Annotated in this window: 26 protein-coding genes; 13 read left to right on the forward strand and 13 right to left on the reverse strand. The window is 46.3% G+C overall.

What is annotated here, in order from left to right; translation table 11 throughout:
- Window positions 1-33 precede the first annotated feature (33 nt).
- Both PP178_RS04535 and PP178_RS04540 read left to right on the forward strand, forming a co-directional pair.
- Complete coding sequence (locus PP178_RS04535) at window positions 34-870, forward strand: type 1 glutamine amidotransferase (protein WP_272593121.1); 837 nt, start codon at window positions 34-36, stop codon at window positions 868-870.
- Window positions 867-2,063, forward strand: coding sequence for a hypothetical protein (locus PP178_RS04540; protein WP_272593122.1), 1,197 nt, complete (start codon window positions 867-869; stop codon window positions 2,061-2,063). Before PP178_RS04535 ends, PP178_RS04540 begins: the two co-directional genes overlap by 4 nt.
- On the opposite strand, the gene PP178_RS04545 is transcribed toward PP178_RS04540, so the two are convergent.
- Window positions 2,064-2,654, reverse strand: a complete 591-nt coding sequence (locus tag PP178_RS04545; RefSeq protein ID WP_272593123.1) for a riboflavin synthase — start codon at window positions 2,652-2,654, stop codon at window positions 2,064-2,066.
- A gap of 57 nt (window positions 2,655-2,711) precedes the next feature.
- Here PP178_RS04545 and pdxA point away from each other — a divergent pair, with 57 nt between their 5' ends.
- The 7 genes from pdxA to PP178_RS04580 all read left to right on the forward strand — a co-directional run bounded on the left by pdxA (window position 2,712) and on the right by PP178_RS04580 (window position 8,949).
- Window positions 2,712-3,767 (forward strand): 4-hydroxythreonine-4-phosphate dehydrogenase PdxA, encoded by a 1,056-nt coding sequence (gene pdxA / locus PP178_RS04550; RefSeq protein WP_272593616.1) that lies wholly within the window; start codon window positions 2,712-2,714, stop codon window positions 3,765-3,767.
- A 103-nt stretch (window positions 3,768-3,870) separates the two neighbouring features.
- Window positions 3,871-4,404: a YceD family protein gene (locus PP178_RS04555; RefSeq protein ID WP_272593124.1), complete on the forward strand. Its 534-nt coding sequence runs from the start codon at window positions 3,871-3,873 to the stop codon at window positions 4,402-4,404.
- Between the two features lie 9 nt (window positions 4,405-4,413).
- On the forward strand, window positions 4,414-4,611 hold the full coding sequence (rpmF, locus tag PP178_RS04560) for a 50S ribosomal protein L32 (RefSeq protein ID WP_133642912.1): 198 nt from the start codon (window positions 4,414-4,416) through the stop codon (window positions 4,609-4,611).
- A gap of 169 nt (window positions 4,612-4,780) precedes the next feature.
- On the forward strand, window positions 4,781-5,779 hold the full coding sequence (locus PP178_RS04565) for a beta-ketoacyl-ACP synthase III (RefSeq protein ID WP_272593125.1): 999 nt from the start codon (window positions 4,781-4,783) through the stop codon (window positions 5,777-5,779).
- A 28-nt stretch (window positions 5,780-5,807) separates the two neighbouring features.
- Window positions 5,808-6,305 (forward strand): acetyl-CoA carboxylase biotin carboxyl carrier protein, encoded by a 498-nt coding sequence (gene accB / locus PP178_RS04570; protein WP_272593126.1) that lies wholly within the window; start codon window positions 5,808-5,810, stop codon window positions 6,303-6,305.
- A 77-nt stretch (window positions 6,306-6,382) separates the two neighbouring features.
- Window positions 6,383-7,738 (forward strand): acetyl-CoA carboxylase biotin carboxylase subunit, encoded by a 1,356-nt coding sequence (gene accC / locus PP178_RS04575; protein WP_272593127.1) that lies wholly within the window; start codon window positions 6,383-6,385, stop codon window positions 7,736-7,738.
- A 92-nt stretch (window positions 7,739-7,830) separates the two neighbouring features.
- Complete coding sequence (locus PP178_RS04580) at window positions 7,831-8,949, forward strand: NAD(P)/FAD-dependent oxidoreductase (RefSeq protein ID WP_272593128.1); 1,119 nt, start codon at window positions 7,831-7,833, stop codon at window positions 8,947-8,949.
- Between the two features lie 2 nt (window positions 8,950-8,951).
- On the opposite strand, the gene PP178_RS04585 is transcribed toward PP178_RS04580, so the two are convergent.
- The 6 genes from PP178_RS04585 to PP178_RS04610 all read right to left on the reverse strand — a co-directional run bounded on the left by PP178_RS04585 (window position 8,952) and on the right by PP178_RS04610 (window position 15,760).
- Complete coding sequence (locus tag PP178_RS04585) at window positions 8,952-9,926, reverse strand: ABC transporter ATP-binding protein (protein ID WP_272593129.1); 975 nt, start codon at window positions 9,924-9,926, stop codon at window positions 8,952-8,954.
- A 75-nt stretch (window positions 9,927-10,001) separates the two neighbouring features.
- Window positions 10,002-12,158, reverse strand: a complete 2,157-nt coding sequence (locus tag PP178_RS04590) for a prolyl oligopeptidase family serine peptidase (protein WP_272593130.1) — start codon at window positions 12,156-12,158, stop codon at window positions 10,002-10,004.
- 93 nt (window positions 12,159-12,251) lie between these two features.
- Complete coding sequence (locus PP178_RS04595; RefSeq protein ID WP_272593131.1) at window positions 12,252-13,241, reverse strand: aspartate-semialdehyde dehydrogenase; 990 nt, start codon at window positions 13,239-13,241, stop codon at window positions 12,252-12,254.
- A gap of 194 nt (window positions 13,242-13,435) precedes the next feature.
- Window positions 13,436-13,846, reverse strand: a complete 411-nt coding sequence (gene mscL, locus PP178_RS04600) for a large conductance mechanosensitive channel protein MscL (protein ID WP_272593132.1) — start codon at window positions 13,844-13,846, stop codon at window positions 13,436-13,438.
- 94 nt (window positions 13,847-13,940) lie between these two features.
- Complete coding sequence (gene alr / locus PP178_RS04605; RefSeq protein ID WP_272593133.1) at window positions 13,941-15,068, reverse strand: alanine racemase; 1,128 nt, start codon at window positions 15,066-15,068, stop codon at window positions 13,941-13,943.
- Window positions 15,069-15,109: 41 nt separating this feature from the next.
- Complete coding sequence (locus PP178_RS04610) at window positions 15,110-15,760, reverse strand: thymidine kinase (RefSeq protein WP_272593134.1); 651 nt, start codon at window positions 15,758-15,760, stop codon at window positions 15,110-15,112.
- Window positions 15,761-15,867: 107 nt separating this feature from the next.
- Here PP178_RS04610 and PP178_RS04615 point away from each other — a divergent pair, with 107 nt between their 5' ends.
- Window positions 15,868-16,542 carry a hypothetical protein gene (locus PP178_RS04615; RefSeq protein WP_272593135.1) on the forward strand — a complete coding sequence of 225 codons (675 nt, stop codon included), beginning with the start codon at window positions 15,868-15,870 and terminating at the stop codon, window positions 16,540-16,542.
- 84 nt (window positions 16,543-16,626) lie between these two features.
- Complete coding sequence (rsmI, locus tag PP178_RS04620) at window positions 16,627-17,298, forward strand: 16S rRNA (cytidine(1402)-2'-O)-methyltransferase (RefSeq protein ID WP_272593136.1); 672 nt, start codon at window positions 16,627-16,629, stop codon at window positions 17,296-17,298.
- Window positions 17,299-17,308: 10 nt separating this feature from the next.
- Here rsmI and PP178_RS04625 read toward each other — a convergent pair whose 3' ends face one another.
- Entirely contained in the window at window positions 17,309-17,905 is a 597-nt protein-coding gene (locus tag PP178_RS04625) for a carboxymuconolactone decarboxylase family protein (RefSeq protein WP_272593137.1), read from the reverse strand.
- A gap of 46 nt (window positions 17,906-17,951) precedes the next feature.
- On the opposite strand from PP178_RS04625, the gene PP178_RS04630 reads away from it, so the two are divergent.
- Together PP178_RS04630 and recJ are read left to right on the forward strand one after the other, a co-directional pair.
- Window positions 17,952-18,374 (forward strand): OsmC family protein, encoded by a 423-nt coding sequence (locus tag PP178_RS04630; protein WP_272593138.1) that lies wholly within the window; start codon window positions 17,952-17,954, stop codon window positions 18,372-18,374.
- Window positions 18,375-18,456: 82 nt separating this feature from the next.
- Window positions 18,457-20,145 (forward strand): single-stranded-DNA-specific exonuclease RecJ, encoded by a 1,689-nt coding sequence (gene recJ / locus PP178_RS04635; protein ID WP_272593139.1) that lies wholly within the window; start codon window positions 18,457-18,459, stop codon window positions 20,143-20,145.
- A gap of 5 nt (window positions 20,146-20,150) precedes the next feature.
- On the opposite strand, the gene PP178_RS04640 is transcribed toward recJ, so the two are convergent.
- The 5 genes from PP178_RS04640 to PP178_RS04660 all read right to left on the reverse strand — a co-directional run bounded on the left by PP178_RS04640 (window position 20,151) and on the right by PP178_RS04660 (window position 24,109).
- A complete protein-coding gene (locus PP178_RS04640) occupies window positions 20,151-20,918 on the reverse strand; it encodes a UDP-2,3-diacylglucosamine diphosphatase (protein WP_272593140.1) in 768 nt (255 codons plus the stop codon).
- A 54-nt stretch (window positions 20,919-20,972) separates the two neighbouring features.
- Complete coding sequence (locus PP178_RS04645) at window positions 20,973-21,425, reverse strand: 6-pyruvoyl trahydropterin synthase family protein (RefSeq protein ID WP_272593141.1); 453 nt, start codon at window positions 21,423-21,425, stop codon at window positions 20,973-20,975.
- Window positions 21,426-21,473: 48 nt separating this feature from the next.
- Window positions 21,474-22,637 (reverse strand): acyltransferase family protein, encoded by a 1,164-nt coding sequence (locus tag PP178_RS04650; protein ID WP_272593142.1) that lies wholly within the window; start codon window positions 22,635-22,637, stop codon window positions 21,474-21,476.
- Between the two features lie 84 nt (window positions 22,638-22,721).
- Window positions 22,722-23,576 carry a LytR/AlgR family response regulator transcription factor gene (locus tag PP178_RS04655; protein ID WP_272593143.1) on the reverse strand — a complete coding sequence of 285 codons (855 nt, stop codon included), beginning with the start codon at window positions 23,574-23,576 and terminating at the stop codon, window positions 22,722-22,724.
- 104 nt (window positions 23,577-23,680) lie between these two features.
- Complete coding sequence (locus PP178_RS04660; RefSeq protein ID WP_272593144.1) at window positions 23,681-24,109, reverse strand: hypothetical protein; 429 nt, start codon at window positions 24,107-24,109, stop codon at window positions 23,681-23,683.
- Window positions 24,110-24,115 lie beyond the last annotated feature (6 nt).

Here is a 24,115-nt window from a genome sequence, read left to right on the forward strand (position 1 = left end):
TAGATTTGCAGCTTGTTAATGAAGGAACGACTGATGAAGAAATTAATTAATATTGCCGTATTGGATATGAATGCCGGAGAACCCAACGAGGGGATGCGTTGTATCCGGAATCTCGTGGAGAATTTCCTGGCAGGAGATGACGTGGATGGCATGTACAAGGTCTTTGATGTAAGAGTGGATAATGAATTACCCAGGATTGATGATTTTGACATTTTTATCGGTTCAGGGGGTCCCGGAAGTCCAAAAAGCACCGGGAAGTCCTGGGAAACAAAATACGAACTCTTCCTGGACGAGCTGAGAGATCACAATAGCGTACGCGAGGATAAAAAACATGTCTTTCTTATTTGTCATTCCTTCCAGTTGGCATGCCAGCACTGGAAACTGGCAAAAATTACGAAGAGACGTTCCATGGCCTTTGGCGTGATGCCGGTGCATAAGACAGCCCAGGGGAAAGAAGAACTTTTATTTAAAGACCTGGATGACCCTTTTTACGCTGTAGATTCCAGGGAATACCAGGTGGTTGAGGTACGACAGAAGAAAATGAACGACTTTGGCGCAAAGGTGCTTTGCAGGGAAAAAGAACGTCCAAAAGTGCCTCTGGAAAGAGCGGTCATGGCAATCCGTTTTACCGATGAAATCGTCGGTGTGCAGTTTCACCCCGAAGCCGATGCTGACGGGATGCATATGCACTTTCAGAAGGAAGAAAAACAAAAACTCATCATAAAGCATAAGGGCGAAGCTAAGTTTGAGGAAATGTTGCTACACCTCAGGGATGAGGATAAGATACTGAAGACTCACGGCATCCTGATCCCGCAATTTCTACGGAATGCTACCGATGCTATTGTTCAATCAAAATATGTCTCCGCATGATACCCGAAGTACGCGCCTCATTTAACAGTTCATTTGACGAATCGCAATACCAGGCGCTGCTCGAGGATATGAAAACCAGGTTTGATGAACCGGCCGGCTTCCGGATCTCTGAAACCCCGGTATTTATCAATAAAGAAACTAAGGAGATGATCTTCAGTGCCTGTGACGCCATCATTGAGCAGATAGGTCAGCTTGATTTTTACGCACTTCGCGAAAAATACATCCCCGAAACGCTCCGTAGTAATACCCCCTTGGAAGACCCTCACTTCCTGGCGATCGATTTTGGAATATGTGCAGGAACAGACGGGAAATTAGTTCCGCAGCTGATAGAGCTTCAGGCTTTCCCTTCATTATTCCTGTACCAGAACTATCTGGGTGCGGCATACCGGAAATTCTATCCGGCCGTACCGGTTGATCGTTTTGACTACCTTTTCGGTGATATGACTGTTACAGCTTACTTAGATAAAATGAAAAAGGTGATTTTGGGGCCCCAACCCAAGGAGCAGGTTATATTATTAGAGCTTTTCCCGGAAAAGCAGAAGACGCGGATCGATTTCTGGGCCACTAAAAAAGCTTTAGGGATAGAAGTGGTCTGCGCCACTAAAATACTTAAGGAAGGGCGACAGCTTTTCTATAAAAAGGATGGTGAGAAGGTGCCCATACGCAGGATATACAACCGGGTGATACAGGATGACCTGCTGCAATACCCGGACCTGCAATTACCGTTCAGGTTTAACGAAGACCTGGACGTGAACTGGATTTCACACCCTGATTGGTTTAACCTGATCTCCAAATCGATCATGCCCATGCTGCAGCACGAATATATCCCAACATCTTACTACCTGGATAAACGCCCTGAAGGCCTAGACTTGAAGAATTACGTGTTAAAACCACTTTTCTCATTTGCCGGGAAAGGGGTCGAATTAAATCCTACCGAAGGCATGCTCGGCAGCATTCGCGATAAGGAGAACTATATACTGCAGCAAAAAGTGGAATACGCACCTTTGGTGAAATGCCCGGACGGTTCTTATTCTAAGGTAGAATTAAGGATACTCTACGCCAAAGAAGATAAGGAAGAGCGCTTACAACCCGTAATCAATCTCGCCAGGATGGGGAAGGGCAAACTCATCAATGTTTCCCACGCAACGGATGCTACCTGGATCGGGTCTTCGGTCTGCTATTTTGAATCCTGATTATTTCCTGAGCTCCATGTACCTGCTGACGTATTTCCCGATTACGTCAAACTCCAGGTTAACTATGGTTCCTACCCTGTAAGAATTAAAGCAAGTGTGTTCATAGGTGTAAGGAATGATGGCAACACTGAATTCTGAAGCGCCGGAATTGACCACGGTTAGGCTGACCCCGTCAATGGTAATAGATCCCTTTTCTATGGTGACATTGCCGCTTTGGGCATCATAGGTGAATGTGAAGAACCAACTACCGTCCTTTTGCTCTATTGCGGCACAGCTAGCTGTCTGGTCTACGTGTCCCTGCACCAGGTGGCCGTCCAGCCGGGCCCCCATGATCATCGCACGCTCCAGGTTAACCATGTCCCCGCTCTTCAGCCGGCCGAGATTTGTTTTTTCAAGGGTTTCATCGATGGCAGTGACGCGATAGGTATCCTCATTGATTTCTACTACCGTAAGACAGACCCCGTTATGGGCTACACTCTGGTCTATTTTTAGTTCCCCGCTCAGTGAAGATTCTATGGTGATATGGAGGTTGCCTCCGTCTTTTTCCAATTGCTTAACTCTTCCTAAACTTTCAATGATCCCTGTAAACATGGTTCGTATAAAATAATTAGTTTTGCTATGCAAAAATACTACATAACAATAGATTGGATGGAGGAGAAAGGAAAAATACGGTTGGGAATTTCAGTGGGAGACCTTAACGGGATTGGATGCGAAGTAGCGCTCAAGACTTTTGAAGATCCCCGCATGCTCGATTTCTGCACTCCCGTACTGTTCGCGTCCAGCAAAAGTATGGCAGCACAGAAGAATGCCTTGGGACTCAATGTGAGTTACCACGGTATTCAAAAGGCCTCTGAGGCAGTTGAAGGTAAGGTCAATGTAGTAAATATCTGGAAAGAAGTTCCGGACCTGGAATACGGTAAATCGACCAAGGAGGGAGGAGCTTATGCCATACGCTCTTTGAAAGCAGCGGTAAAAGCCTTGCAGGATGACGAAATTGATGCCCTGGTGACGGCGCCGATCAATAAGAACAATATACAGGCCGAAGATTTTAATTTCCCGGGACACACAGACTACCTGGCCAGGGAATTAGAGGGGGAAAGCCTGATGTTCATGATTACGGATAGTTTAAAAATTGGTTTGCTTACAGACCATGTCGCTGTTAAAGATGTCGCCGAAGCGATAACCCCACAGCTGATAAGAAAGAAAGTGAGGACGGTCATGAATTCCCTGAAGGCAGATTTTGCTATCCGCAAACCGAAAATTGCCATACTGGGGATTAATCCTCATAGCGGGGATAATGGCCTGATCGGGAAAGAGGACGAGGAGGTTCTGAAACCGACGATAAAATCATTAAATGATGAAGGAAACCTGGTATTTGGACCCTATTCCGCGGATAGTTTCTTTGGATCCGGGGCCTATACTGATTTTGATGCCATACTAGCGGCCTACCACGACCAAGGGCTTATCCCTTTTAAAACCTTATCTTTTGGGAAAGGGGTTAATTTCACGGCCGGTTTAAATAAAGTACGTACCTCCCCTGATCACGGGACGGCTTACGAGATCGCAGGCCAGGGAAAAGCAGACCACAGTTCGTTCAAAGAAGCGGTATTTGCGGCAATAAATATTTACAGGAACCGGCAGGAGTACGCGGAGTTGACAGCGAATCCATTGCGTAAATACAAGAAAAAAGCAGAGCGATCCTAGGGTAAAGAGTTGGGGTACAAGGCACCGCGGGGAATATTTTGTATTTTTGATTGGGATTCTTGAAAATTACAGTATCTTTGCAGGCCTTAAACGAGTGTTAGAAATGATGCAGCATAAGGAATTCAGTGTTCCTTTCTCAGGTTTGAAGCAAGGGAAACACGAGTTTAAATTTGAAGTTGATAATTCGTTCTTTGAATCTTTTGGGTATGAAGAGTTTAACGCTGCAGCGATTACACTGCATTTAGAGTTAGATAAAAGAAGTACGATGTTAGAACTGGAGCTCAGGGCAGAAGGAACCGTAAACGTGGACTGCGATTTAAGCAGGGAACCTTACGACCAGCCTATTGATGCTTCCCTTGAACTGGTAGTGAAGTTTGGAGAGGAATACAATGATGAAGATGACGAGATCCTGATCATTCCTCACGGAGAACACCAGATCAACATCGCACAATATGCCTACGAGATGATGGTACTTGCGGTTCCTGCTAAACGCATACATCCTAAAGTAGAGGATGGCAGCATGAAGTCGGAATTGCTGGAAAAGCTGGAAGAATTACAGCCCAAGGAAACTAAAGAGAATAAAGAAGATACCGATCCCCGATGGGATGCATTGAAAAATTTTTTAACGGATAAATAAGTATTAAAAATGGCACATCCAAAGAGAAAAATCTCAAAGACCAGAAGAGATAAGAGAAGAACACATTACAAGGCTTCTGTGCCAACCATAGCTAAGGATCCTACCACCGGCGAAATGCACCTGTACCACAGGGCGCACTGGCACGAAGGTAAACTTTACTATCGTGGACAGGTTTTGATCGACAAAACCGAGGAAGCTACAGCCTAAGACCAAGGCTATAAATTACTAACTCCCACTTGGATAAAGTGGGAGTTTTTTTATGGATTTACAGTGGACCTGAAAAATCCCCTAAATGGACAGAAAGTCGTAAAAAATCCTTACTTTTCCCCCATTATGGAGTATTTCAATAGGTTTCTCGATAAAAATCATTCCCAGCATGAATAATATATCGGCAGCGATCACGGCTGTAGGAGCATACGTTCCAGAGTTTCGCCTGACCAATAAGGTCCTGGAAACCATGGTTGATACCAATGATGAATGGATCACCACACGAACAGGGATCAAGGAGCGCAGAATACTAAAAGATAAGGATAAGGGAACTTCTTACCTTGCCATACAGGCAGCGAAAGACCTTATTGAAAAAAAGAACCTTGACCCGGCAGAAATAGACCTTGTCTTACTGGGAACAGCAACACCGGACTTACCGGTAGCTTCCACCGCTGTTTACGTGGCTTCAGAGATTGGCGCGGTAAACGCTTTTGCCTATGATATACAAGCAGCCTGCTCTAATTTCCTCTACGGGATGTCTACGGCAGCGCGCTATATTGAATCCGGAAAATATAAGAAAGTCCTGCTGATCGGCGCGGACAAAATGTCTTCGATCATTGATTATACAGACAGGACTACCTGTATTATTTTCGGTGATGGAGCCGGGGCCGTACTTTTTGAACCTAATGAAGAAGGATACGGGCTACAGGATGAGTTCCTGAGGTCTGATGGGAAAGGAAGACAATTCCTGAAGATCGAGGCCGGTGGTTCACTGATGCCTCCGAGCGAGGAGACCGTAAAAAACAACCTGCACTTCGTATACCAGGATGGAAAGTCTGTCTTTAAGTTTGCCGTTTCAAATATGGCAGATGTGGCAGCTAAGATCATGGAGCGGAATGATCTGCAGAATGATGACGTACAATGGCTGGTGCCACACCAAGCCAATAAAAGGATTATAGATGCTACCGCAAACCGTATGGGCGTTGAGTCCGAAAAAGTAATGATGAACATTCAGCGGTATGGGAATACAACTTCAGCTACCCTGCCATTATTGCTAGCGGATTACGAGAAGCAACTTAAAAAAGGAGATAATCTGATATTTGCCGCCTTTGGAGGTGGCTTTACCTGGGGATCGATTTATCTGACCTGGGCATACGATTCCAACTAAAAGAGAGAACTATTCAAAACCTAATTCCATGGATATTAAAGAGATTCAGAGTTTAATTAAATTTGTGGCAAAATCGGGAGCCAGCGAGGTAAAACTGGAAACCGATGACATTAAGATCACCATTCGTACCGGGGCGGCAGACAGCGGTCAGGAGCCTACCTACGTACAGCACATCCCTATGCAGGCAGCCCCCGCTCCCCAGCCCGTACAGATGCAGGCACCTGCTGCCGGCGGAGGAAGCCAGGAAGCAGCTGCTCCTAAGGCAGAGTCTGATGAGAGTTCAAAGTATATCACCATTAAATCCCCTATCATCGGTACATTCTACCGTAAACCTTCACCGGATAAACCGGCTTTCGTAGAAGTAGGAGACAGCATCGCTAAAGGAGATGTCCTTTGTGTGATCGAAGCCATGAAGCTCTTTAATGATATAGAATCTGAAGTTTCAGGAAAAGTGGTAAAGGTACTCGTGGATGATTCTTCACCCGTGGAGTTTGACCAACCTTTATTCCTTATTGATCCATCTTAAGTATAATTATAGGATCCGGGAAAATAGTCGGTCTCTTTTGAGACCTGCCTTCCAACCGGGCCTTGAAATTGAACGCTATGTTTAACAAAATACTGATAGCCAACCGAGGTGAGATCGCCCTGCGAATCATCCGGACCTGCAAGGAAATGGGCATTAAGACCGTTGCGGTCTATTCCAAAGCGGACGAAGAAAGCCTGCATGTGAGGTTTGCTGATGAAGCGGTTTGTATAGGACCGGCTCCCAGTAGCGAATCCTACCTGAAAATACCTAATATTATTGCCGCCGCAGAGATCACAAATGCGGATGCCATACATCCGGGCTACGGATTTCTCTCGGAGAATTCCAAGTTTTCCAAGATCTGTGCTGAACACGATATCAAATTCATCGGGGCTTCCGGTGAGCATATTGATAAGATGGGGGATAAGGCTACGGCCAAAGAAACCATGAAGAAAGCGGGGGTTCCAACCATCCCGGGATCTGAAGGCTTATTAAAGGATGTAGATGACGCTAAGAAAGTAGCCAAGAAAATGGGTTACCCCGTCATGATTAAAGCTACGGCCGGTGGTGGTGGAAAAGGAATGCGCGCCATCTGGAAGGAAGAGGATTTAGAAGCCGGATTCAACAGCGCCGTCAAAGAGGCTACAGCGGCCTTTGGAAATGGCGGGATGTATATGGAGAAACTGATAGAGGAACCTCGGCATATAGAAATACAGATCGTCGGTGATCAGTATGGCAAGGCCTGTCACCTATCAGAACGAGATTGCTCCGTGCAACGTCGTCACCAGAAGCTGACTGAAGAAACCCCTTCTCCTTTCATGACCGATAAGCTTCGTGAAAGTATGGGAAAAGCAGCTGTGAAAGCGGCTGAGTATATCAAATACGAAGGAGCAGGAACCGTAGAATTCCTGGTCGATAAACACCGGAACTTCTATTTCATGGAAATGAACACCCGGATTCAGGTAGAACACCCGATCACTGAACAGGTGATCGACTATGACCTGATCCGCGAACAGATCCTCGTAGCCGGCGGAGTACCGATCTCCGGGAAGAATTACTACCCGAAGTTACACTCTATAGAATGTCGTATCAATGCAGAGGACCCCTATAACGGGTTCAGGCCTTCCCCCGGGAAGATCACTACACTGCATACCCCTGGAGGACATGGTGTGCGATTGGATACCCACGTTTACAGCGGGTATACCATACCGCCCAACTATGACTCCATGATCGCTAAACTGATCACTACGGCACAGACCAGGGAAGAGGCGATCAATAAGATGAAAAGAGCGCTGGATGAGTTTGTGATCGAAGGGATCAAGACCACTATCCCCTTCCACAGGCAACTGATGGACCATCCGGATTACCTGGCGGGGAACTATACCACTAAATTCATGGAGGATTTTAAAATGAATCCACCGGACGAAGAATCTTAGGGGAACTAATGAATAAGGAAAATGGAGGCATATTTATTTATGGCCTCCATTTTTTTGTTTACTAACTTCACGGGCGTATAATAAAAGAGAACATGGAACTCAGTTACTGGGAGTATAAAAGCTGGTTGAGCGATGTAGACTTCACTATCATAGGCAGCGGGATAACGGGCCTTAATTGCGCCCTGCGGCTTAAAGAACGTTTCCCGTCTTCTAAGGTGGTAATCCTTGAAAAAGGCAGCTTACCGCAGGGAGCAAGTACCAAGAATGCAGGGTTTGCCTGTTTTGGGAGCATCTCAGAGGTTCTGGACGACCTACAGCATCATTCTGAACAAGAGGTGGTGCAATTGGTCCGGAACCGATTTAAAGGGATAGAATTGCTTAGAAAGAACTTAGGGGACGATGCCATTGGTTATAAAAACCTCGGTGGACACGAACTATTCCCGGAAACGGATACTGGGTTGTACGATAAATGCCTGGAATCCTTAGCTGATGTGAACCAGTTACTGGCCCCGGTTTTTGGGGGACCTGCATTCAGGGAGACCGAGAATATATTTGGATTCAGCGGGATCCATGAGCGCTATATCTCCCATACCTATGAAGGGCAGATAGATACAGGGAAAATGATGATGTCCCTGCTGGCTAAAGCACATAGGGCAGGCGTCATGATCCTTAATGCTGTTGAAGTTACATCTTATGAAACCGTACCGGCCGGTGTTGAGGTATATACCAAGGATTTCCAGTTCAACACCGGCCGGCTTCTCCTGGCTACTAATGGCTTTGCTGCCCGGTATTTTCCCGGGGAACTAAATCCGGCAAGGGCACAGGTCCTGATCACTAAACCCATCGAAGGCTTAGCTATTGAAGGAACCTTCCACCTGGAAAAAGGATATTATTATTTCAGGAATATCGATCAGCGAATATTATTGGGCGGAGGCCGGAACCTCGACTTTGAAGCAGAAGAGACCATTGAATTCGGCCAGACCAGGATCGTACAGGATAAACTGCAGCAGTTGCTTTCACAGACAATCTTACCGGGAATCCCTTACGAAATAGACCGTAGGTGGAGCGGGATCATGGGGGTAGGACAGAAGAAAACCCCTATTGTCCGGCAGGTTTCAGATCGCGTTTACTGTGGAGTACGGCTCGGTGGAATGGGCATAGCCATTGGTAGCCTGGTCGGTTCGGAATTGGCTGATCTTATTCCGGCTTAATATTATTGCTTCATTCGTTTGTTGATCGTCCCCAGTGATACGTTAAGGAATACCTTTTTACCCTGGGCAATAGGTTCGTTCGAGTGGAAATAAATTCCCTCCCCCTCGGACCATCCCTTGACGAGGTAATGGCTTCCCATGGGGTAGCTGCGTTCCACTATTGTCGGAATACCCGAGTTAGCTGATACTTTAAACTCATGAGCATACACAATAATTCTTCTTTTGGTATCGGCATAGGATTTTAAAACGTCTATGGGTACAAGGCTGGCTTCCCCGAATAATGAGGCGACATAAAGACTCCTCGGTTGATCGTAAAGCTCCTGTACAGGCCTGTTTGCAATAATTTTCTGATCCCTGATCACCAGGATACGATCCGCGTAAGGTAGCACATCCAAGGCGTCATGGGTGGCGGTAATACAGGTTATGCCTTCCTGGGTGAGGTAGTCAAATAGATTTCTCCTGAGCGAATTTTTCTGGAAATTGTCTATATGGCTGAAGGGCTCATCCAGGAGCAGGAGTTCCGGCTTCTGTGCAATGGCCCTGGCCAGGGCTACCCTTTGCTTCTGTCCCACACTAAGGGTTTTGATTTTAGCATCCGCAAAAGCTTGCATTTCTATCATTTCCAGAAGTTCTGAAGTCCTTTTGGCAAGTTCATCCGGGTAAAATACCGACAAGAATTGTGAGACGTTTTCTGTAACCGTGGTAAACGGCATCAGGTCAAATTCCTGGGACAAGTACTTCATGCTTTCCTCCCCCGGGACTAATTGGAAATTGGGTCCCAATACTTTTTTTTCCTTCCAGTGTACGCTGCCCTCGTCTAAATGCAGCAAGCCGTAAATGATTCGGAGCAGTGTACTTTTGCCACCACCGCTTTCTCCCATAACGGCCAAATGCCGCCCCTCTTCAAGCTCAAAGCTGATATCCTCCAGCACAGGGGTTTCTTTATATGAAAAAGTTAAATTCTCTACACGTAACATTAGATGAACACATTTAGGGGGGATACAAAAAACCCGTTTCTGTGGGAAACGGGCTTCTGTCCATTTTATTGACTGTCAGTCTTTAAATTCTTTCAGTACAGCCCGGTTAGGCAGATCCTCGTAACCCATGTTATAGAGGGTGAACGAGAATATATCTGCATACTGCTCAATGGTTTTACTCACGGGAGTCCCGGCACCGTGACCGGCATTGGTCTCTATCCGGATCAGGACCGGGTTGTCCCCGGCTTGTTTTTCCTGTAGGGTTGCAGCAAATTTAAAACTGTGAGCTGGCACTACCCGGTCATCGTGATCTCCTGTAGTGACCAATGTAGCCGGGTAAGATTCACCCTCCTTTACATTGTGCAGAGGAGAGTAGCCGCGTAAGTATTCAAACATCTCTTTATTATCCTCGGAAGTTCCGTAGTCGTATGCCCAACCTGCCCCTGCGGTAAAGGTGTGGTATCGCAGCATATCAAGAACACCAACTGCCGGCAGCGCCACCTTCATCAGGTCGGGGCGCTGTGTCATTACAGCACCGACGAGTAAGCCGCCATTGGAACCTCCACGGATCGCAAGCAGATCCTTAGAAGTGTAGTTGTTATTGACCAGGTATTCTGCAGCAGCGATAAAATCATCAAATACATTCTGTTTCTGCATCTTGGTTCCAGCATCATGCCACTCCTTCCCGTATTCACCACCGCCACGGATATTGGGAACTGCATAGATTCCGCCCTGTTCCATCCAAACCGCGTTGACCAGGCTGAATCCCGGAGTCAGGCTGATATTGAATCCTCCGTAGCTGTACAGTATTGTAGGGTTCTTCCCGTTGAGTTCTATTCCCTTTTTATGCGTGATGATCATCGGGATCTTTGTTCCGTCCTTTGAGTTGTAAAAGACTTGCTCAGAAACATAGTCCTCCGGGTTAAAATCGATCTCCGGCTTCCAGTACAGGTCGTATTCACCGGTATCTGCATTCAGCTTGTAACTAGAGGCAGGGGTTTTGTAATTGGTGAAAGAGAAGTACAATTCCTTTTCATCCTTTTTCCCCCCTATACCGCTGGCACTCCCTAAATCGGGAAGTTCTATTTCGTGAATCTTATTGCCGTCGTAATCGTATTGGTAAACCTTAGAGAGAGCATCGATCATATACTCTGTGAAAAAATATCCTCCCCCGGTACTCGCGTTCAGCACATTTTCGGTTTCAGGAATAAAATCCTCCCAGTTTTCGGGTTGTGGAGCAGAGGCGTTTACCTTAACAATCTTCTTGTTCGGAGCATCCAGGTTGGTCACCAGAAATAGCTCTTCCCCTCGATTGTCTATCACATAGGTATCGCTGTCTTCGTGGTCCAGGATGGTGGTAAACCCATTGCCCGGCTCCTGCAGGTCCTTGATAAAGAGTTTTCCGCCCGATGTGGTGTTTCTGGCAGAGAGCATTAAAAAGCGTTCATCCTCGGTAAGGTTTGCTGAAATATAACGATGCTTCTGGGACTCATCCCCGCCATAGATCAATTCGTCCTTCTCCTGTGCGCTTCCCAGTTTGTGGAAATATACCTTGTGCTGGTCTGTCTTTGCAGATAGTTCACTGCCTTCAGGTTTGTCATAACTGGAGTAGTAAAATCCTTCTTTTCCTTTCCAGGAAACTCCGCTGAACTTTACATCAACAAGAGTATCTTCAACGATTTCCTTAGATTGGGTATCCATAACGATTACCTTACGCCAATCACTACCACCCTCGGAGATTTGGTAAGCCGCCAGGGATCCATCTTTGGTGAAGCTAATTCCTGCCAGCGATGTTGTACCATCTTCTGAGAAGGTATTGGGGTCTAGGAAGACTTCCGGGGCTTCGTCGCCTTTCTGACGATAAAGTACGTACTGGTCCTGCAGGCCGTCATTTTTATAGAAATAAGTAAATTCCCCTTCTTTGAACGGGGAACTTAGTTTCTCATAATTCCAGAGCTTGGTCAATCGGTCTTTCAGGTCTTTTCGATAACTGATCTGCGATAAGAATTCCTGGGTTACATTATTCTGTCTTTTCACCCAATCTTCTGTCTCCGCGCTGCGGTCATCTTCTAACCAGCGATAAGGGTCTGGCACTTCTGTACCAAAGTAGGTGTCAACAGTATCAACTTTGGCAGTCTCTGGGTAACTCACGGCAATAGTGGATTTTTCTTTGGAGGTTTCACAGGAAACCAGGGCGGCTCCTGCTAAAAAAGATAAAAGTAGTCTTTGCATTATGTTTAGTATTGGTAAGCACTAAAAATAATAATAAAAAATCCTTTGAGTACCAGCTACTCAAAGGATTTAGAAAGTATTAACGTATGGAGTTCAGACCAGTTTCTTCGCCACAAGGTATTCCGCGATCTGCACGGCATTGGTTGCGGCCCCTTTTCGCAGGTTATCCGCAACGATCCACATATTTAAAGTGTTAGGTTGCGATTCGTCCCGACGGATACGACCTACAAAGACATCGTCTTTATCGTGGGCGTAGACAGGCATAGGGTAGGTGTTGGTCAGCGGGTTGTCCTGCACCACTATCCCCGGGGATTCGTTCAGCAGATTGCGGATGTCGCTGAGTTCAAAATCATGTTCAAATTCGACATTCACAGACTCGGAATGACCACCTGAGGTTGGTATCCGAACTGCCGTAGCGGTTACGGAGAAACTCTTATCGCCTAGTATTTTTTGCGGTTCTTTGGCCAGTTTCATTTCCTCCTTGGTGTAGCCGTTATCCATAAAGACGTCGCAATGCGGCAGGGCGTTGCGGTTAATAGGATAAGGATAGGCCATATCGCCCTGTATGCCGGCAACTTCATTTTCTAGCTGTTTTACCGCCTTTACCCCGGTTCCGGATACGGACTGGTAGGTAGATACCACCACCCGTTTCATCTGGTATTTCTTGTGTAAGGGAGCCAGTGCGAGTACCAATTGTATCGTAGAGCAATTAGGGTTGGCGATGATCTTGTCGTCTTTCCCGAGTTGGTCCGCATTGATCTCCGGGACAATGAGCTTTTTACCCGGGTCCATTCGCCAGGCAGAGGAATTGTCGATCACCGTGGTACCTGCTTCAGCGAAACGCGGGGCCCATTGCACTGAAGTTTCACCGCCTGCAGAAAAAATAGCGATCTGGGGTTTGGCGTTTACAGCCTCTTCCATACTGATCACGGTATACACTTTCCCGTTAAAGGAAACCTTTTTCCCTACGGAGCGTTCAGAAGCAACCAATAACAGCTCGCTTACGGGGAAGTTGCGCTCGGCCAGTACCTTTAGCATTACTTCTCCTACCATTCCGGTAGCTCCTACAACAGCAATTTTCATATTCTTTGGATTAGAGGGCCAAAGGTAAACCAAGAGGGCTTACCCGGCAAGCAGACTGTTTTAAATATGCAATATTATAACAAATTGTTATATATGCAACTGATGGGTAAAAAAGACCGCCATACAGGAAGGCCCTGATGGCGGTTTAGTTAAAAAATTGCTTGTGCAGCGGTTGCCCCTGTAGGAGCATTACTTTACTTCTTTTTCAGAAGATCACGAATTTCCACTAAAAGCTCTTCCTGGGTCGGCCCTTTAGGAGCTGCAGGAGTCTCTTCTTTGGGTTTCTTGGTATTGTTGTACACTTTGACGATCAGGAACAGTACAAGGCCTACAATAATCAGGTTCACGATTGAATTGATCCAGGCACCGTAACGGATAGCATTCTCGGCCACATAACCGGCTTCTCCTTCAACTCCGGAAGATTCAGTGAGTACCAGTTTCAAATTCGCAAAGTCTACCCCCCCGGTAAACTCACCCACGATGGGCATCATTATGTCATTGACAAAGCCATTGACGACCAGGCTGACAGCCCCGGCAAGGATGACCGCAACTGCAAATTCGATGACATTGCTGGTCATGATAAAATTCTTGAATTCCTTTAACATGTCGATAGTTTAAATTGGTTAGTATTGATTTTACTATTATAAGGTAAACAAAAATTCTAAGTTGCTTCCAGATTGTTTATAAGTAGACGGGTTATCAACGTATGATCTTTCGCCTGACGCGCTGGGATATCCCGGTGATCAGTTCATAGGAGATGGTACCCGCGGCGGTGGCTAGGGAGTCTGCAGAAGCTTCTTTCCCAAAGACCACTACTTCGTCACCTTCATGACAATCAATTCCTGTTACGTCTACCATGATCATGTCCATACATACATTACCAAGTATAGGAGCCCGCTGCCCGTGAATGGTCACATAGCCCTTGCCCTTTCCGTATTGCCGGCCAATCCCGTCTGCATGTCCTAAAGGAAGTGTAGCTGTTCTGACCCGTGTGTCGGCACGAAACGCCCTGTTATACCCTACACTTTCACCTGCCTGGATCTCGTGTACCTGGGAGATTACTGTTTTAAGACTGGCAATGGGGATGAGTTCAGCGTCGTGTATAGCATCGTTCCCGAAGCCGTAAAGCCCTATCCCGCTACGGACCATATCGTATTGGTGATTGGGATAATTGAGAATTCCGGAGGTATTTAAAAGGTGCCTGAGCGGGCGGTAACCCAATTCTTTTTCAACCTGAATACAAATTTTTGCAAAAGCCCGGAGTTGATCCTCTGTGAACTCTTTCTCGGTCGGATCTTCAGACGCAGCCAGGTGAGAAAATATAGAGGCCACTCGTAAAGTAGGATTATTTTTAATCTCTGATGCAGTTTCCCCTGCTGATTCCGGGTGTAAACCCAGGCGGTTGAGACCGGTATTGAATTTCAGGTGTACCGGGTAATCCTTCTGACCCTCGTTTTTGGCTATTTCGGCAAATCCTTGCAGCAGGTGATCAGAGTACAGGGCCGGTTCCAGGCATCTCGCTATAATCGTCTGGTAACTGCTAGGCTGAGGGTGGAGTACGAGAATTGGACTGGTGATTCCGGCATCCCTCAGGGCAACCCCTTCACTGGTATAGGCAACAGCAAAATAATCTGCCCCGAGTTCTTGCAATTTCATAGCAATACTACCGGCTTCACTACCATACGCAAAGGCCTTTACTACAGCCATAAAACGTGTCCCCGGTGCTATTTTCGAAACCAGGTAACGGTAATTATTCTCTAAAGCAGACAGGTCTATTTCCAGTACCGTCTCCCCAATGGCGCTTTCATTCTTTCCGGATCTTACCATTTGCGGGATATAGAGGGTTTCATCATTAAAAGGAATGTAATTTAAGATTGGGAAGGGCTGTTGTTTTCTTTTTTCTTGACTTCCTCAGCGGCCACTTCCATTTTGCTGATCTTTTCTTTGAGCATGGCTTTATAGAAGGCTGCCCTGCTGAGGGGCTCGTATTCTTCGGTTTCACCAAGGAGCACCAATTTGTCGTTATTCGACTTCCTGAAACTGTAATTGGCCAGGTTCCCTGTACGGGTACAGATGGCGTGTACCTTGGTTACGTATTCGGCCGTGGCCATCAGGTTCGGCATAGGACCAAAAGGGTTTCCTTTAAAGTCCATATCCAGCCCGGCGACAACTACGCGTATTCCTTTATTGGCGAGGTCGTTACAAACGGTAACGATCTCATCGTCAAAGAATTGGGCTTCGTCAATTCCTACAACATCGCATTGGTCTGCCAGGATCCTGATATTTGCCGCGGCAGGGACAGGCGTAGACCGGATTTCGTTCTCATCGTGAGAAACCACCTTTTCCTCATGGTAACGGGTATCCACCATAGGTTTAAAGATCTCTACTTTCTGTTTCGCAAATTGCGCGCGTTTTAGCCGTCGTATGAGTTCTTCTGTCTTACCCGAAAACATGGAACCGCATATGACTTCTATCCATCCGAATTGTTCTTTATGATTAACAGTGTTTTCGAGAAACATTTTGTAATTTTAGTCGAGGGAAACGGCTTTCTTAGGTGTCAAAGTACTTGACGGTATAAAAGTATTAAAAAAGATAAACCTTTACCTTTCAGGAAAAATAAAAAGAGATGAAAAGAAAATTAAAGGATGAGTTGAATCAAATGGCTTCTGCGATTCTCTCAGCCAAAGGGGAAATGGAGCTTTCCCAGCTATACGAGGCCTCCAGGAAACTTTACGAGAAAATAGCGGTACTTAAATTTATCGAAGACAAACTAAACGATATTGAGATCGATGTATCCAGCAATGCAATCGCTAATAAATTTGAGAAAATGGCTACCGCGGTCATGAAAGAAAATAAGTCGGTTCCGGAAAGCAACCCTCACGAGGAAGATATTATTATTCCCGGGATGCAGACCATTAAAGATATGATCTCGGAAATGCCCGGTGAACCTGATGTGGATCAGTTCTTCGCAGAATTCGTGGCCAAGCCCAAGACGATCAAGAACGACAAGGATGAAGTGACGCCTGAAATTCCTAACGGAAAAAATAAAAGCCTGAATGAAACCCTTACCCAGAAAGTGATTTCTGTTGGGCTCAATGACCGGCATGCTTTTGTAAAACATCTTTTTAACGGGAGCACGGAAGACTTTAACAGGGTAATCTCCCAATTGAATACCATCGATAATGAAGAGCGGTCTATCGCTTTTATCGAGAATATGGTAAAACCGGATTACAATGACTGGGCGGGACATGAAGAAACAGCCTCTCGCTTTATGGCATTGATCTCCAGGAGATTTTCTTAAATAGCCGCTGATAATTGACTAAGTGAACCGGAAGCTTTCTCGTAGCTTTCGGTTATTTTTTTAAGCCTAACTGAAACAGAAAAAATGGGCAAATTATTTATTGTACCCACCCCCATCGGGAATATGGAAGATATTACCCTTAGGGCCATAAGAGTCCTTAAAGAGGTAGACCTCATTCTTGCGGAAGACACCAGGACAAGTGCCAAACTCCTGCAGCGTTTTGAGATAGACACCCCTATGCTCAGTCACCATATGCATAACGAACACAAGACTGTAGAAGGGCTTGTTAAGCGCCTGTCGGGAAATGAAACCATGGCCCTGATTTCTGATGCCGGTACACCGGCCATTTCCGATCCCGGATTTTTGCTGACCCGGGCCTGTATAGAAGCTGGGGTGGCGGTAGAATGCCTGCCGGGGGCCACTGCATTTGTCCCGGCCCTTGTGAACAGCGGATTGCCCAATGACAAGTTTGTATTTGAAGGTTTCCTGCCTCCCAAGAAAGGCAGGCAAACCAGGCTTACCCAACTGTCTGAAGAGGCGAGAACCATGATATTTTATGAATCACCCTATAAATTGGTGAAAACGCTTGCTGATTTCTCTTCCTATTTCGGCGAAGACCGGCCGGTAAGTGTATCCCGGGAACTCACAAAGATGTACGAGGAACAGGTGAGAGGCACTCTCGCAGAAGTACAAGGTCATTTTGAAGCGCATCCCCCGAAAGGAGAATTGGTGATCATAGTGGGTGGAGCTCGGTAAGCATTACCAATCAGGAGGTTTTATGCTTGCCTTCCTCCCAGCCGTGTTTGCCTAAATATTGCCGGCCACTTTCCACAGCCCCTTCCTCTATGGTTGTTCCCATACTGTCATTCCACCTGTTCAGGTAGCCGAATAGGGAAATAACTCCCAGCATTTCTACAATTTCTCCATCGTTCCAGTATTGGTGTAATCGCTCTGAAATATCGGAATTAACAGCGTTGGGCACTTGGGACGCTGCCAGGGAGAAGTCTAATGCAGCCCGTTCGGCCTCGGTAAAGGCAGGATGGGTCCTATACTCCCAAATATTGTCCAATTGTTCTTGTTCAGCTCCGTACCGCTCGGCGGCACGGATGGCGTGCGCCTGGCAATACCTGCAACCCGTGGCATTACTGCTTACCCAGGCGATCATGCGTTTAAGCGCAGATGAGACCCTACCCTCATTGGTCATCACTGCCTTATTCAGGTTTATAAACGCTTTAGATATGGCAGGTCGGTGCTGCATGGTAAGCACAGAGTTTGGACAGAAGCCCAGGGTCTCATTGAAAAATTCGGCCAGTTCGCGGGTGGCTTGGTCGTGACTAGGGTCTAAAGGGGGTACCAGTGGCATGATTTTATCGTATTTTTGAGATCACAAGTAACAAAAATAATAATCGATGACGAATCATATCACTACACAGTGGAAGGGAAATATGGCCTTTGAGACCAATAATACTTCCGGGCTTAACTTTAATATTGATGCCGGACCGGAAGATGGAGGTGAAGGAAAGGGAATGCGACCAAAGTCCCTTATGCTTTCTGCACTGGCCGGATGCAGTGGCCTGGACGTGGCTATGATGTTCCGAAAAATGAAGCTGGACGTTCGCGATTTCCGAATTGAGACTATTGCAGAACTGACAGAGGAACATCCTAAATACTACGATAAGGTAGTCGTTGAATATCACTTTTACGGGAAAGATCTTTCCGAGCCTAAACTTCAGCGCGCCGTAGACCTATCCGTGGAGAAATATTGTGGGGTTATGGAAATGTTCAGGAAGTTCGCCGACGTGCAGATCAAGACTGTATTTCATAACGAATAAGATATTTAGGCTTAATTGCCGCTTACTGCAATCAACTTGCACTGGGAGCGGTTAACTTTGAAAGTAAAGCGATCCTGATCCAATGCGCTGGACCCTTAAACCAAATCCTGACCCTGAAGTCGTAAAAGACCTGGCAGATTCTTTGAACGTAGAACAACTCGTTGCCCAATTATTGGTTCAGCGGGGGATCACTAATTACGATGAAGCCAAAGCTTTTTTCAGGCCCCAGCTATACCATTTACACGACCCCTACCTGATGAAAGATATGGATCTCGCAGTATCCCGTATCCAAAAGGCAATTCAGGAGGAGGAGCGTATCCTGGTTTATGGGGATTACGATGTTGACGGGACTACTTCGGTCGCACTGATGTCTTCCTATTTACGCAGTAAATATCCACATATAGATACCTATATCCCTGACCGGTATGGCGAAGGGTACGGAGTGTCTTTCCAGGGCATAGATTATGCAGAGGATAACGGGATCAGCCTTATTATAGCACTGGATTGCGGGATCAAGGCTATAGATAAAGTTTCTTATGCTAAGGAAAAAGGGATAGATTTCATTATCTGCGACCACCACAGGCCCGGCAGCCTTTTGCCCGATGCCGTTGCCGTACTAGATCCTAAACGCGCAGATTGTTCATATCCCTATAAAGAGCTCTGCGGTTGTGGAGTGGGCTTTAAATTAATACAGGCGCTGGGGGAGACTTTTGGCGAAGATATCCAGACCCTATTGCCCTACCTGGATCTCGTGGCTACAGCAATAGGTGCAGATATTGTCCCCATAACAGGGGAGAACAGGGTACTGTCTTTCTACGGCCTTCAGCAGATCAACAGCAACCCCAGGGCAGGCTTCAGGGCCATCATAGAACAGACCAAGAAAAGGGAATTCACCAACACGGATGTGGTCTTCATTATAGCGCCGAGGATCAACGCTGCCGGGAGGATGGAGCACGGCAGGCATGCTGTTGCCCTTCTGACAGAGACTGACCTTCAGCAGGCAAGGGAAATGGCGTCAGGAATAGAACAGTTTAATACAGACAGGAAAGGACTGGACCAGGAGATCACCGACGAGGCCCTGGACCAGATTCGTGCAAACCGGGAAGAGGAACGGTTTACCTCTGTAGTTTATAAAGATAGCTGGCACAAAGGAGTCATCGGGATCGTCGCATCCAGGCTCACCGAAACCTATTACCGGCCTACGCTCGTATTTACAAAAAGTGGTGAAAAACTTGCGGCCTCTGCCCGGTCTGTAAAGGGGTTCGATGTGTACGAAGCCCTGGAAGGATGTGCAGATTGTATAGAGCAATTCGGGGGGCATAAATACGCTGCAGGGCTGACGCTCTCCGAGGCACAGTTCTCCGCTTTTAAAGAACGTTTTGAGCAAGTGGTGGCAGCCAGTATAGACCCGGCATTACTGACCCCCGAAATAACGGTAGATGCCAGGATCAGCCTGTCGCAGGTCAGTCCGAGGCTGCTCCGTATCCTTTCTCAATTTGCCCCATTCGGCCCGGGGAACCACGCCCCTGTATTTATGGCAGAGCGACTGCAGGATACCGGCTATGCGAAGACCGTAGGCGGAGACCACAAGCATTTAAAACTAAGTGTGATCCAGAAGGGGAGCAATCCTCTTGGGGCTATAGGATTTAACCTGGGGCATCATTTAAGTACGGTACAGGGAGGGAAATTCTTTGATGCGGTCTTTGCCCTGGAAGAAAATGAATGGAATGGATTGGTCAGTATGCAATTAAAACTGAAAGACCTCCGGTAGCGGGATCAGTGTCTATATTTTTCCAGCAATAGCTCCTTGCCGTCAAAGACCGCATAGGTATAATACGAGATCCAGTCACCCAGGTTCACATATATAGAATTATCGTTTAAGGGGATCTGGAGGGGAAGGTGCCTATGACCAAACACAAAAAAATCATAATGCTGTTCTTCCAGTTTACGTTTCGCGTACTGTACCAGCCATTCCTTGTCTTCACCCAGGAACTTGATATCTTCATCCCCGGAGATCAGCTTATTTTTCACGGAAAAATACTGGGCTACCCGGACACCCAGGTCTGGATGAAGCCAGCGGTAGAACCATTTTGCCACGGGATTGGTGAATACTTTCTTCATCCGTTTAAAACCGAGGTCGCCGGGACCTAATCCATCCCCATGCCCGATAAAAAAACTTCTTTCTCCCAACCTGAATTGCTGGGGGGAATGAAATACCGGGATCTGTAGTTCTTCTTCAAAATAGCCATGCATCCATAGATCGTGGTTGCCGACAAAATAAAATACCGGGATACCGGCATCAGAAAATTCTGCCAATTTACCCAGGGTGCGGGTAAAACCTTTTGGGACGACAGATTTATATTCGAACCAGAAATCAAAGAGATCGCCCAGGAGGAAAAGTGCTGCTGTTTGGTCTTTAATACTATCCAACCAGGAAACAAATTTCTTTTCACGTGCAAGGCTGCTCGTATGATCCGGGGCCCCCAGGTGATGGTCACTGGCGAAATAGACTTTCTTCCCGCTTGGTATATGGAGGTCCTTCATATGCGCATAAATATAAGGAAAATGAAATGCGCCGGCCGCGCACTGTTTAGAGTATCAGGCATTGTCACTGGCATGCCACTCAGCATAAGCAGTATCGGTTTCCCTGAGATGCAAGGAATGAAGACTGAGATTTTTCGGCAGTCGTTTCTTAATCTTGGAGGCAAAATCCAAGACCATATTCTCACTTGTGGGCTGGTAATCGGCCAATATTACCTTGTGCCCTCGGGACTCCAGTTCGCCGGCTAGTTCTATATGAGGACTATTCCTGTTAAAGACCGTAGCATGATCAAAAGGATCCACTACTTCTTCTTTGACAATATTCTTTAAATCACCAAAATCTATGACCATCCCCAGTTTAACGTGATCCTTATCGGTAATAGGATGCCCGATTACCGTCACTGCCAGCTTATAGCTGTGGCCATGCACGTTGCGGCATTTACCGTCATAACCATATAGGGCATGCCCGGTTTCAAAAGTAAATTCTTTGGTAACCCTTATTTTTTCCATTGCGAACTATTGACCTGCAAAGTTATAAAATCTTTCTTCAGTGCTGTCCTATTTTATCGGCGCAGGCTGTTGGGGAACACTAGCGCTGAGATTTTTATATTTCTTGCTCTTAAGTCCGAATAGGGGACGTATCCATTTCCACGGCCGGATCAAGATGGCATACATAAGCCATGTGAACCCAAAAGTGCCCAGCGTTAAGAACAGGAATGCCGGTAAGGAAGGCCAGTCCCATCGTAAGATGAGGTAACCGAGAAGTATGGTTACGGTCTGATGAAGGATGTAAAAGGGGTATACGGCTTCATTGGCATAAGACAAAGAATAACTGGGCTTATTGAGATAGTGTGCAGCATAACCGAAGATCGCCAGGATCCAGGAACCCAGGTTGAACACTTTAAGGAATGCTTCGGAAAAGTGCAGGTAGATGGTATCCTGAAAACTGAGGATAGTGAACAGCCATATAGAGAATCCAATGATGCCGCAAAAAAGGAAACGCTTCCTGAATTTCTGAACCGTTGGCCAAAATACTTCTTTGACAGAGATCAGCAGGAAACCATAGAAGAAGAGAAACCCATTACTGGTGAGGGTGAACCAATCTCCTGCCAAGGCATGAGTCACTGGAAAAAATGGCTCCAGCAGGGCTTCGGCCAGGTAAAGAGGTATTGCAAACCAAAGGAAGCCTGCGGGATTGATTATGATTTCTTTTATCCATGTCCCTAATCTGTTCCCTGGCCACTTTTTTAAATAAATAAACAAGGGATACAGTAAAAGAGAGAAGGTAAAGAGGTAAGGAAGAAACCAGAGGTGATGCCAGCTGAAATTTCCGGAGGGATAGACACCGGTAAAGGCGTGTGCGGGCCAGAATTCAAAGTAATTACCCTGGAATTGGTGCTGTACGAGCCGCTCCAGGTATACCTGGGGTGGGACTATTATCAGGATGCCGACCAGGAGTGGTATCAAAAGGCGTTTACTGCGTTCAAGGATAAATTGCCTGCCATTGCGTTTATTAAAGGCATAGTAGGTTCCCATCCCGGATACTACGAACAATATAGGAAGTCGCCATTGGTTGATGAAAAGCATAGGATATCTCAGCCACCCAATGCTGGTTTCACTCTTGATATGCCAGTCCCAGGGCACAAAAAACATCCCCACATGGTATAAGATCAAAAGCCCAAAGACAATTACCCTTATCCAATCCAGATCATGCCGTCTCATAAAATATCGCTTTTATCTAAAAATAAGGCAGTTATGTGAGCTTTACAGGATCTTGTGACGGGTGACAAGAAATTGTGACCAGTGTCAACCCTTAACCTTCATACGGGATTCAAATAGGGGGATTTTATGCCGGGAAACCGGGATGGTTTGACCTGCGCCCTGCAGTTGCAGCTGGTACCCCTGGGCATTGCCGGTCACTTTCTCTATAAAGTCGGTATTTACGAGGTAAGACCTGTGTGTTCTCATTATCTGGCTCTCGGTCTGCAGCTGCCTCTCAAGGGAGGATATAGAAATCCTTTTAAGATGGGTAACCCCGTTTCGGAGTTGTATTGAAACGTAATTCCGGTCCGCCTCAGCGTATATGAAATCATTACTGTAAAGATTAAAATCGTCACCTTTCACCATGGTTTTAATAGGGATGACTGAGAGATTTCCCTCGCCTTGAACAAATGGGTGAATACGGCCGGCCTTGCGTTGGTTTCTTTGTTGCAGGATACGCTGGTTGATTGGAACAAGGATGGCGATCAACAGCATACCTATAAGAAAGGTGTTCCGGATTTCTTCAAAGAGATAATTCCAGCTCCAGTTCTGGGGATTATCGTAGATTAAATCCCGGACCAGGAATTGCCCTATACCTGTTATTAACAGGAAACATGCGAGAAACACAACTTCTTTTGCCACGGTCCAGTGAGCGATTGGCCTTGGAAGTAATTGTAATAAGGCAGAGCAAATCAGCAGGCATATGATAGCAACACCACTGTGGATAACAGTGATCCAGAAGTGATTTAGTTTGTGTTCAGGAGTGTATACTTCAAAGGGTTCAAAGAGAAACTCAAAAAGCAGTGCGAGGGAAAATAAAACCAGGATGATGAATAAGAGCGACCTGCCTTCAAAATAAAAGGGGTAAGGGGCTTTCAGAAATTGCTTCAGTTTTCCCATGGCTGAGCCAGCAGAGGAATTATCCCGATGCCTGATCGGTCCGGTTTATCTACTTAAAGATAAAAGAATTATCCAGTTGGATGTATATCCACAAAGTGGGAAGCCTATAAGATAATTTCCAGCTCGCCCTTCAGTAGCTGTACATGGCAGCAGTCTGCCGCAACCTTATAGGTCCGTGAAATGATTTCCTCTCCCTCGAAATAGCCTTTGAACAGCAATTCACGCTCTGTATTCTGATGCTCCTTTTGGAAGCTGTCGGAATATAAAGGATAAGGTCCCGATGGGGCATGATCATAAAATCCACTGGCCTTAACAGACTCTGTGAGATCCTTACCGCTATGTAGATCGATAACCTTGTATTCATCTAAGGCTAAGCTATTGCCGTCGCTGTCTTTGATGCTTACTGAAAAACTCACAAATTGTTGCGTACACATTATACCATCACAGGATGCTGAGCTGTCCTGTTCTTGTTTGCCATTGCACTGTGAGAGCACAAATGAAAATAGAACCAAGTGTAGAAATATTTTCGTCATAATCCT

The organism is Zeaxanthinibacter sp. PT1, assembly GCF_028464225.1.
GTDB lineage: Bacteria > Bacteroidota > Bacteroidia > Flavobacteriales > Flavobacteriaceae > Zeaxanthinibacter.

Bases quoted from the DNA above. Each gene is read 5' to 3' on its own strand.
- PP178_RS04655 (WP_272593143.1), bottom strand. From the start codon at position 23,576: ATGGGAAAACTGAAGCAATTTCTGAAAGCCCCTTACCCCTTTTATTTT.
- accC (WP_272593127.1), top strand. From the start codon at position 6,383: ATGTTTAACAAAATACTGATAGCCAACCGAGGTGAGATCGCCCTGCGA.
- PP178_RS04540 (WP_272593122.1), top strand. From the start codon at position 867: ATGATACCCGAAGTACGCGCCTCATTTAACAGTTCATTTGACGAATCG.
- PP178_RS04565 (WP_272593125.1), top strand. From the start codon at position 4,781: ATGAATAATATATCGGCAGCGATCACGGCTGTAGGAGCATACGTTCCA.
- PP178_RS04545 (WP_272593123.1), bottom strand. From the start codon at position 2,654: ATGTTTACAGGGATCATTGAAAGTTTAGGAAGAGTTAAGCAATTGGAA.
- PP178_RS04535 (WP_272593121.1), top strand. From the start codon at position 34: ATGAAGAAATTAATTAATATTGCCGTATTGGATATGAATGCCGGAGAA.
- alr (WP_272593133.1), bottom strand. From the start codon at position 15,068: ATGGTAAGATCCGGAAAGAATGAAAGCGCCATTGGGGAGACGGTACTG.
- PP178_RS04650 (WP_272593142.1), bottom strand. From the start codon at position 22,637: ATGAGACGGCATGATCTGGATTGGATAAGGGTAATTGTCTTTGGGCTT.
- PP178_RS04590 (WP_272593130.1), bottom strand. From the start codon at position 12,158: ATGCAAAGACTACTTTTATCTTTTTTAGCAGGAGCCGCCCTGGTTTCC.
- pdxA (WP_272593616.1), top strand. From the start codon at position 2,712: ATGGAGGAGAAAGGAAAAATACGGTTGGGAATTTCAGTGGGAGACCTT.
- rsmI (WP_272593136.1), top strand. From the start codon at position 16,627: ATGGGCAAATTATTTATTGTACCCACCCCCATCGGGAATATGGAAGAT.
- PP178_RS04595 (WP_272593131.1), bottom strand. From the start codon at position 13,241: ATGAAAATTGCTGTTGTAGGAGCTACCGGAATGGTAGGAGAAGTAATG.
- PP178_RS04555 (WP_272593124.1), top strand. From the start codon at position 3,871: ATGATGCAGCATAAGGAATTCAGTGTTCCTTTCTCAGGTTTGAAGCAA.
- PP178_RS04640 (WP_272593140.1), bottom strand. From the start codon at position 20,918: ATGAAGGACCTCCATATACCAAGCGGGAAGAAAGTCTATTTCGCCAGT.
- PP178_RS04580 (WP_272593128.1), top strand. From the start codon at position 7,831: ATGGAACTCAGTTACTGGGAGTATAAAAGCTGGTTGAGCGATGTAGAC.
- PP178_RS04625 (WP_272593137.1), bottom strand. From the start codon at position 17,905: ATGCCACTGGTACCCCCTTTAGACCCTAGTCACGACCAAGCCACCCGC.
- mscL (WP_272593132.1), bottom strand. From the start codon at position 13,846: ATGTTAAAGGAATTCAAGAATTTTATCATGACCAGCAATGTCATCGAA.
- PP178_RS04630 (WP_272593138.1), top strand. From the start codon at position 17,952: ATGACGAATCATATCACTACACAGTGGAAGGGAAATATGGCCTTTGAG.
- PP178_RS04610 (WP_272593134.1), bottom strand. From the start codon at position 15,760: ATGTTTCTCGAAAACACTGTTAATCATAAAGAACAATTCGGATGGATA.
- PP178_RS04660 (WP_272593144.1), bottom strand. From the start codon at position 24,109: ATGACGAAAATATTTCTACACTTGGTTCTATTTTCATTTGTGCTCTCA.
- PP178_RS04585 (WP_272593129.1), bottom strand. From the start codon at position 9,926: ATGTTACGTGTAGAGAATTTAACTTTTTCATATAAAGAAACCCCTGTG.
- accB (WP_272593126.1), top strand. From the start codon at position 5,808: ATGGATATTAAAGAGATTCAGAGTTTAATTAAATTTGTGGCAAAATCG.
- recJ (WP_272593139.1), top strand. From the start codon at position 18,457: ATGCGCTGGACCCTTAAACCAAATCCTGACCCTGAAGTCGTAAAAGAC.
- rpmF (WP_133642912.1), top strand. From the start codon at position 4,414: ATGGCACATCCAAAGAGAAAAATCTCAAAGACCAGAAGAGATAAGAGA.
- PP178_RS04615 (WP_272593135.1), top strand. From the start codon at position 15,868: ATGAAAAGAAAATTAAAGGATGAGTTGAATCAAATGGCTTCTGCGATT.
- PP178_RS04645 (WP_272593141.1), bottom strand. From the start codon at position 21,425: ATGGAAAAAATAAGGGTTACCAAAGAATTTACTTTTGAAACCGGGCAT.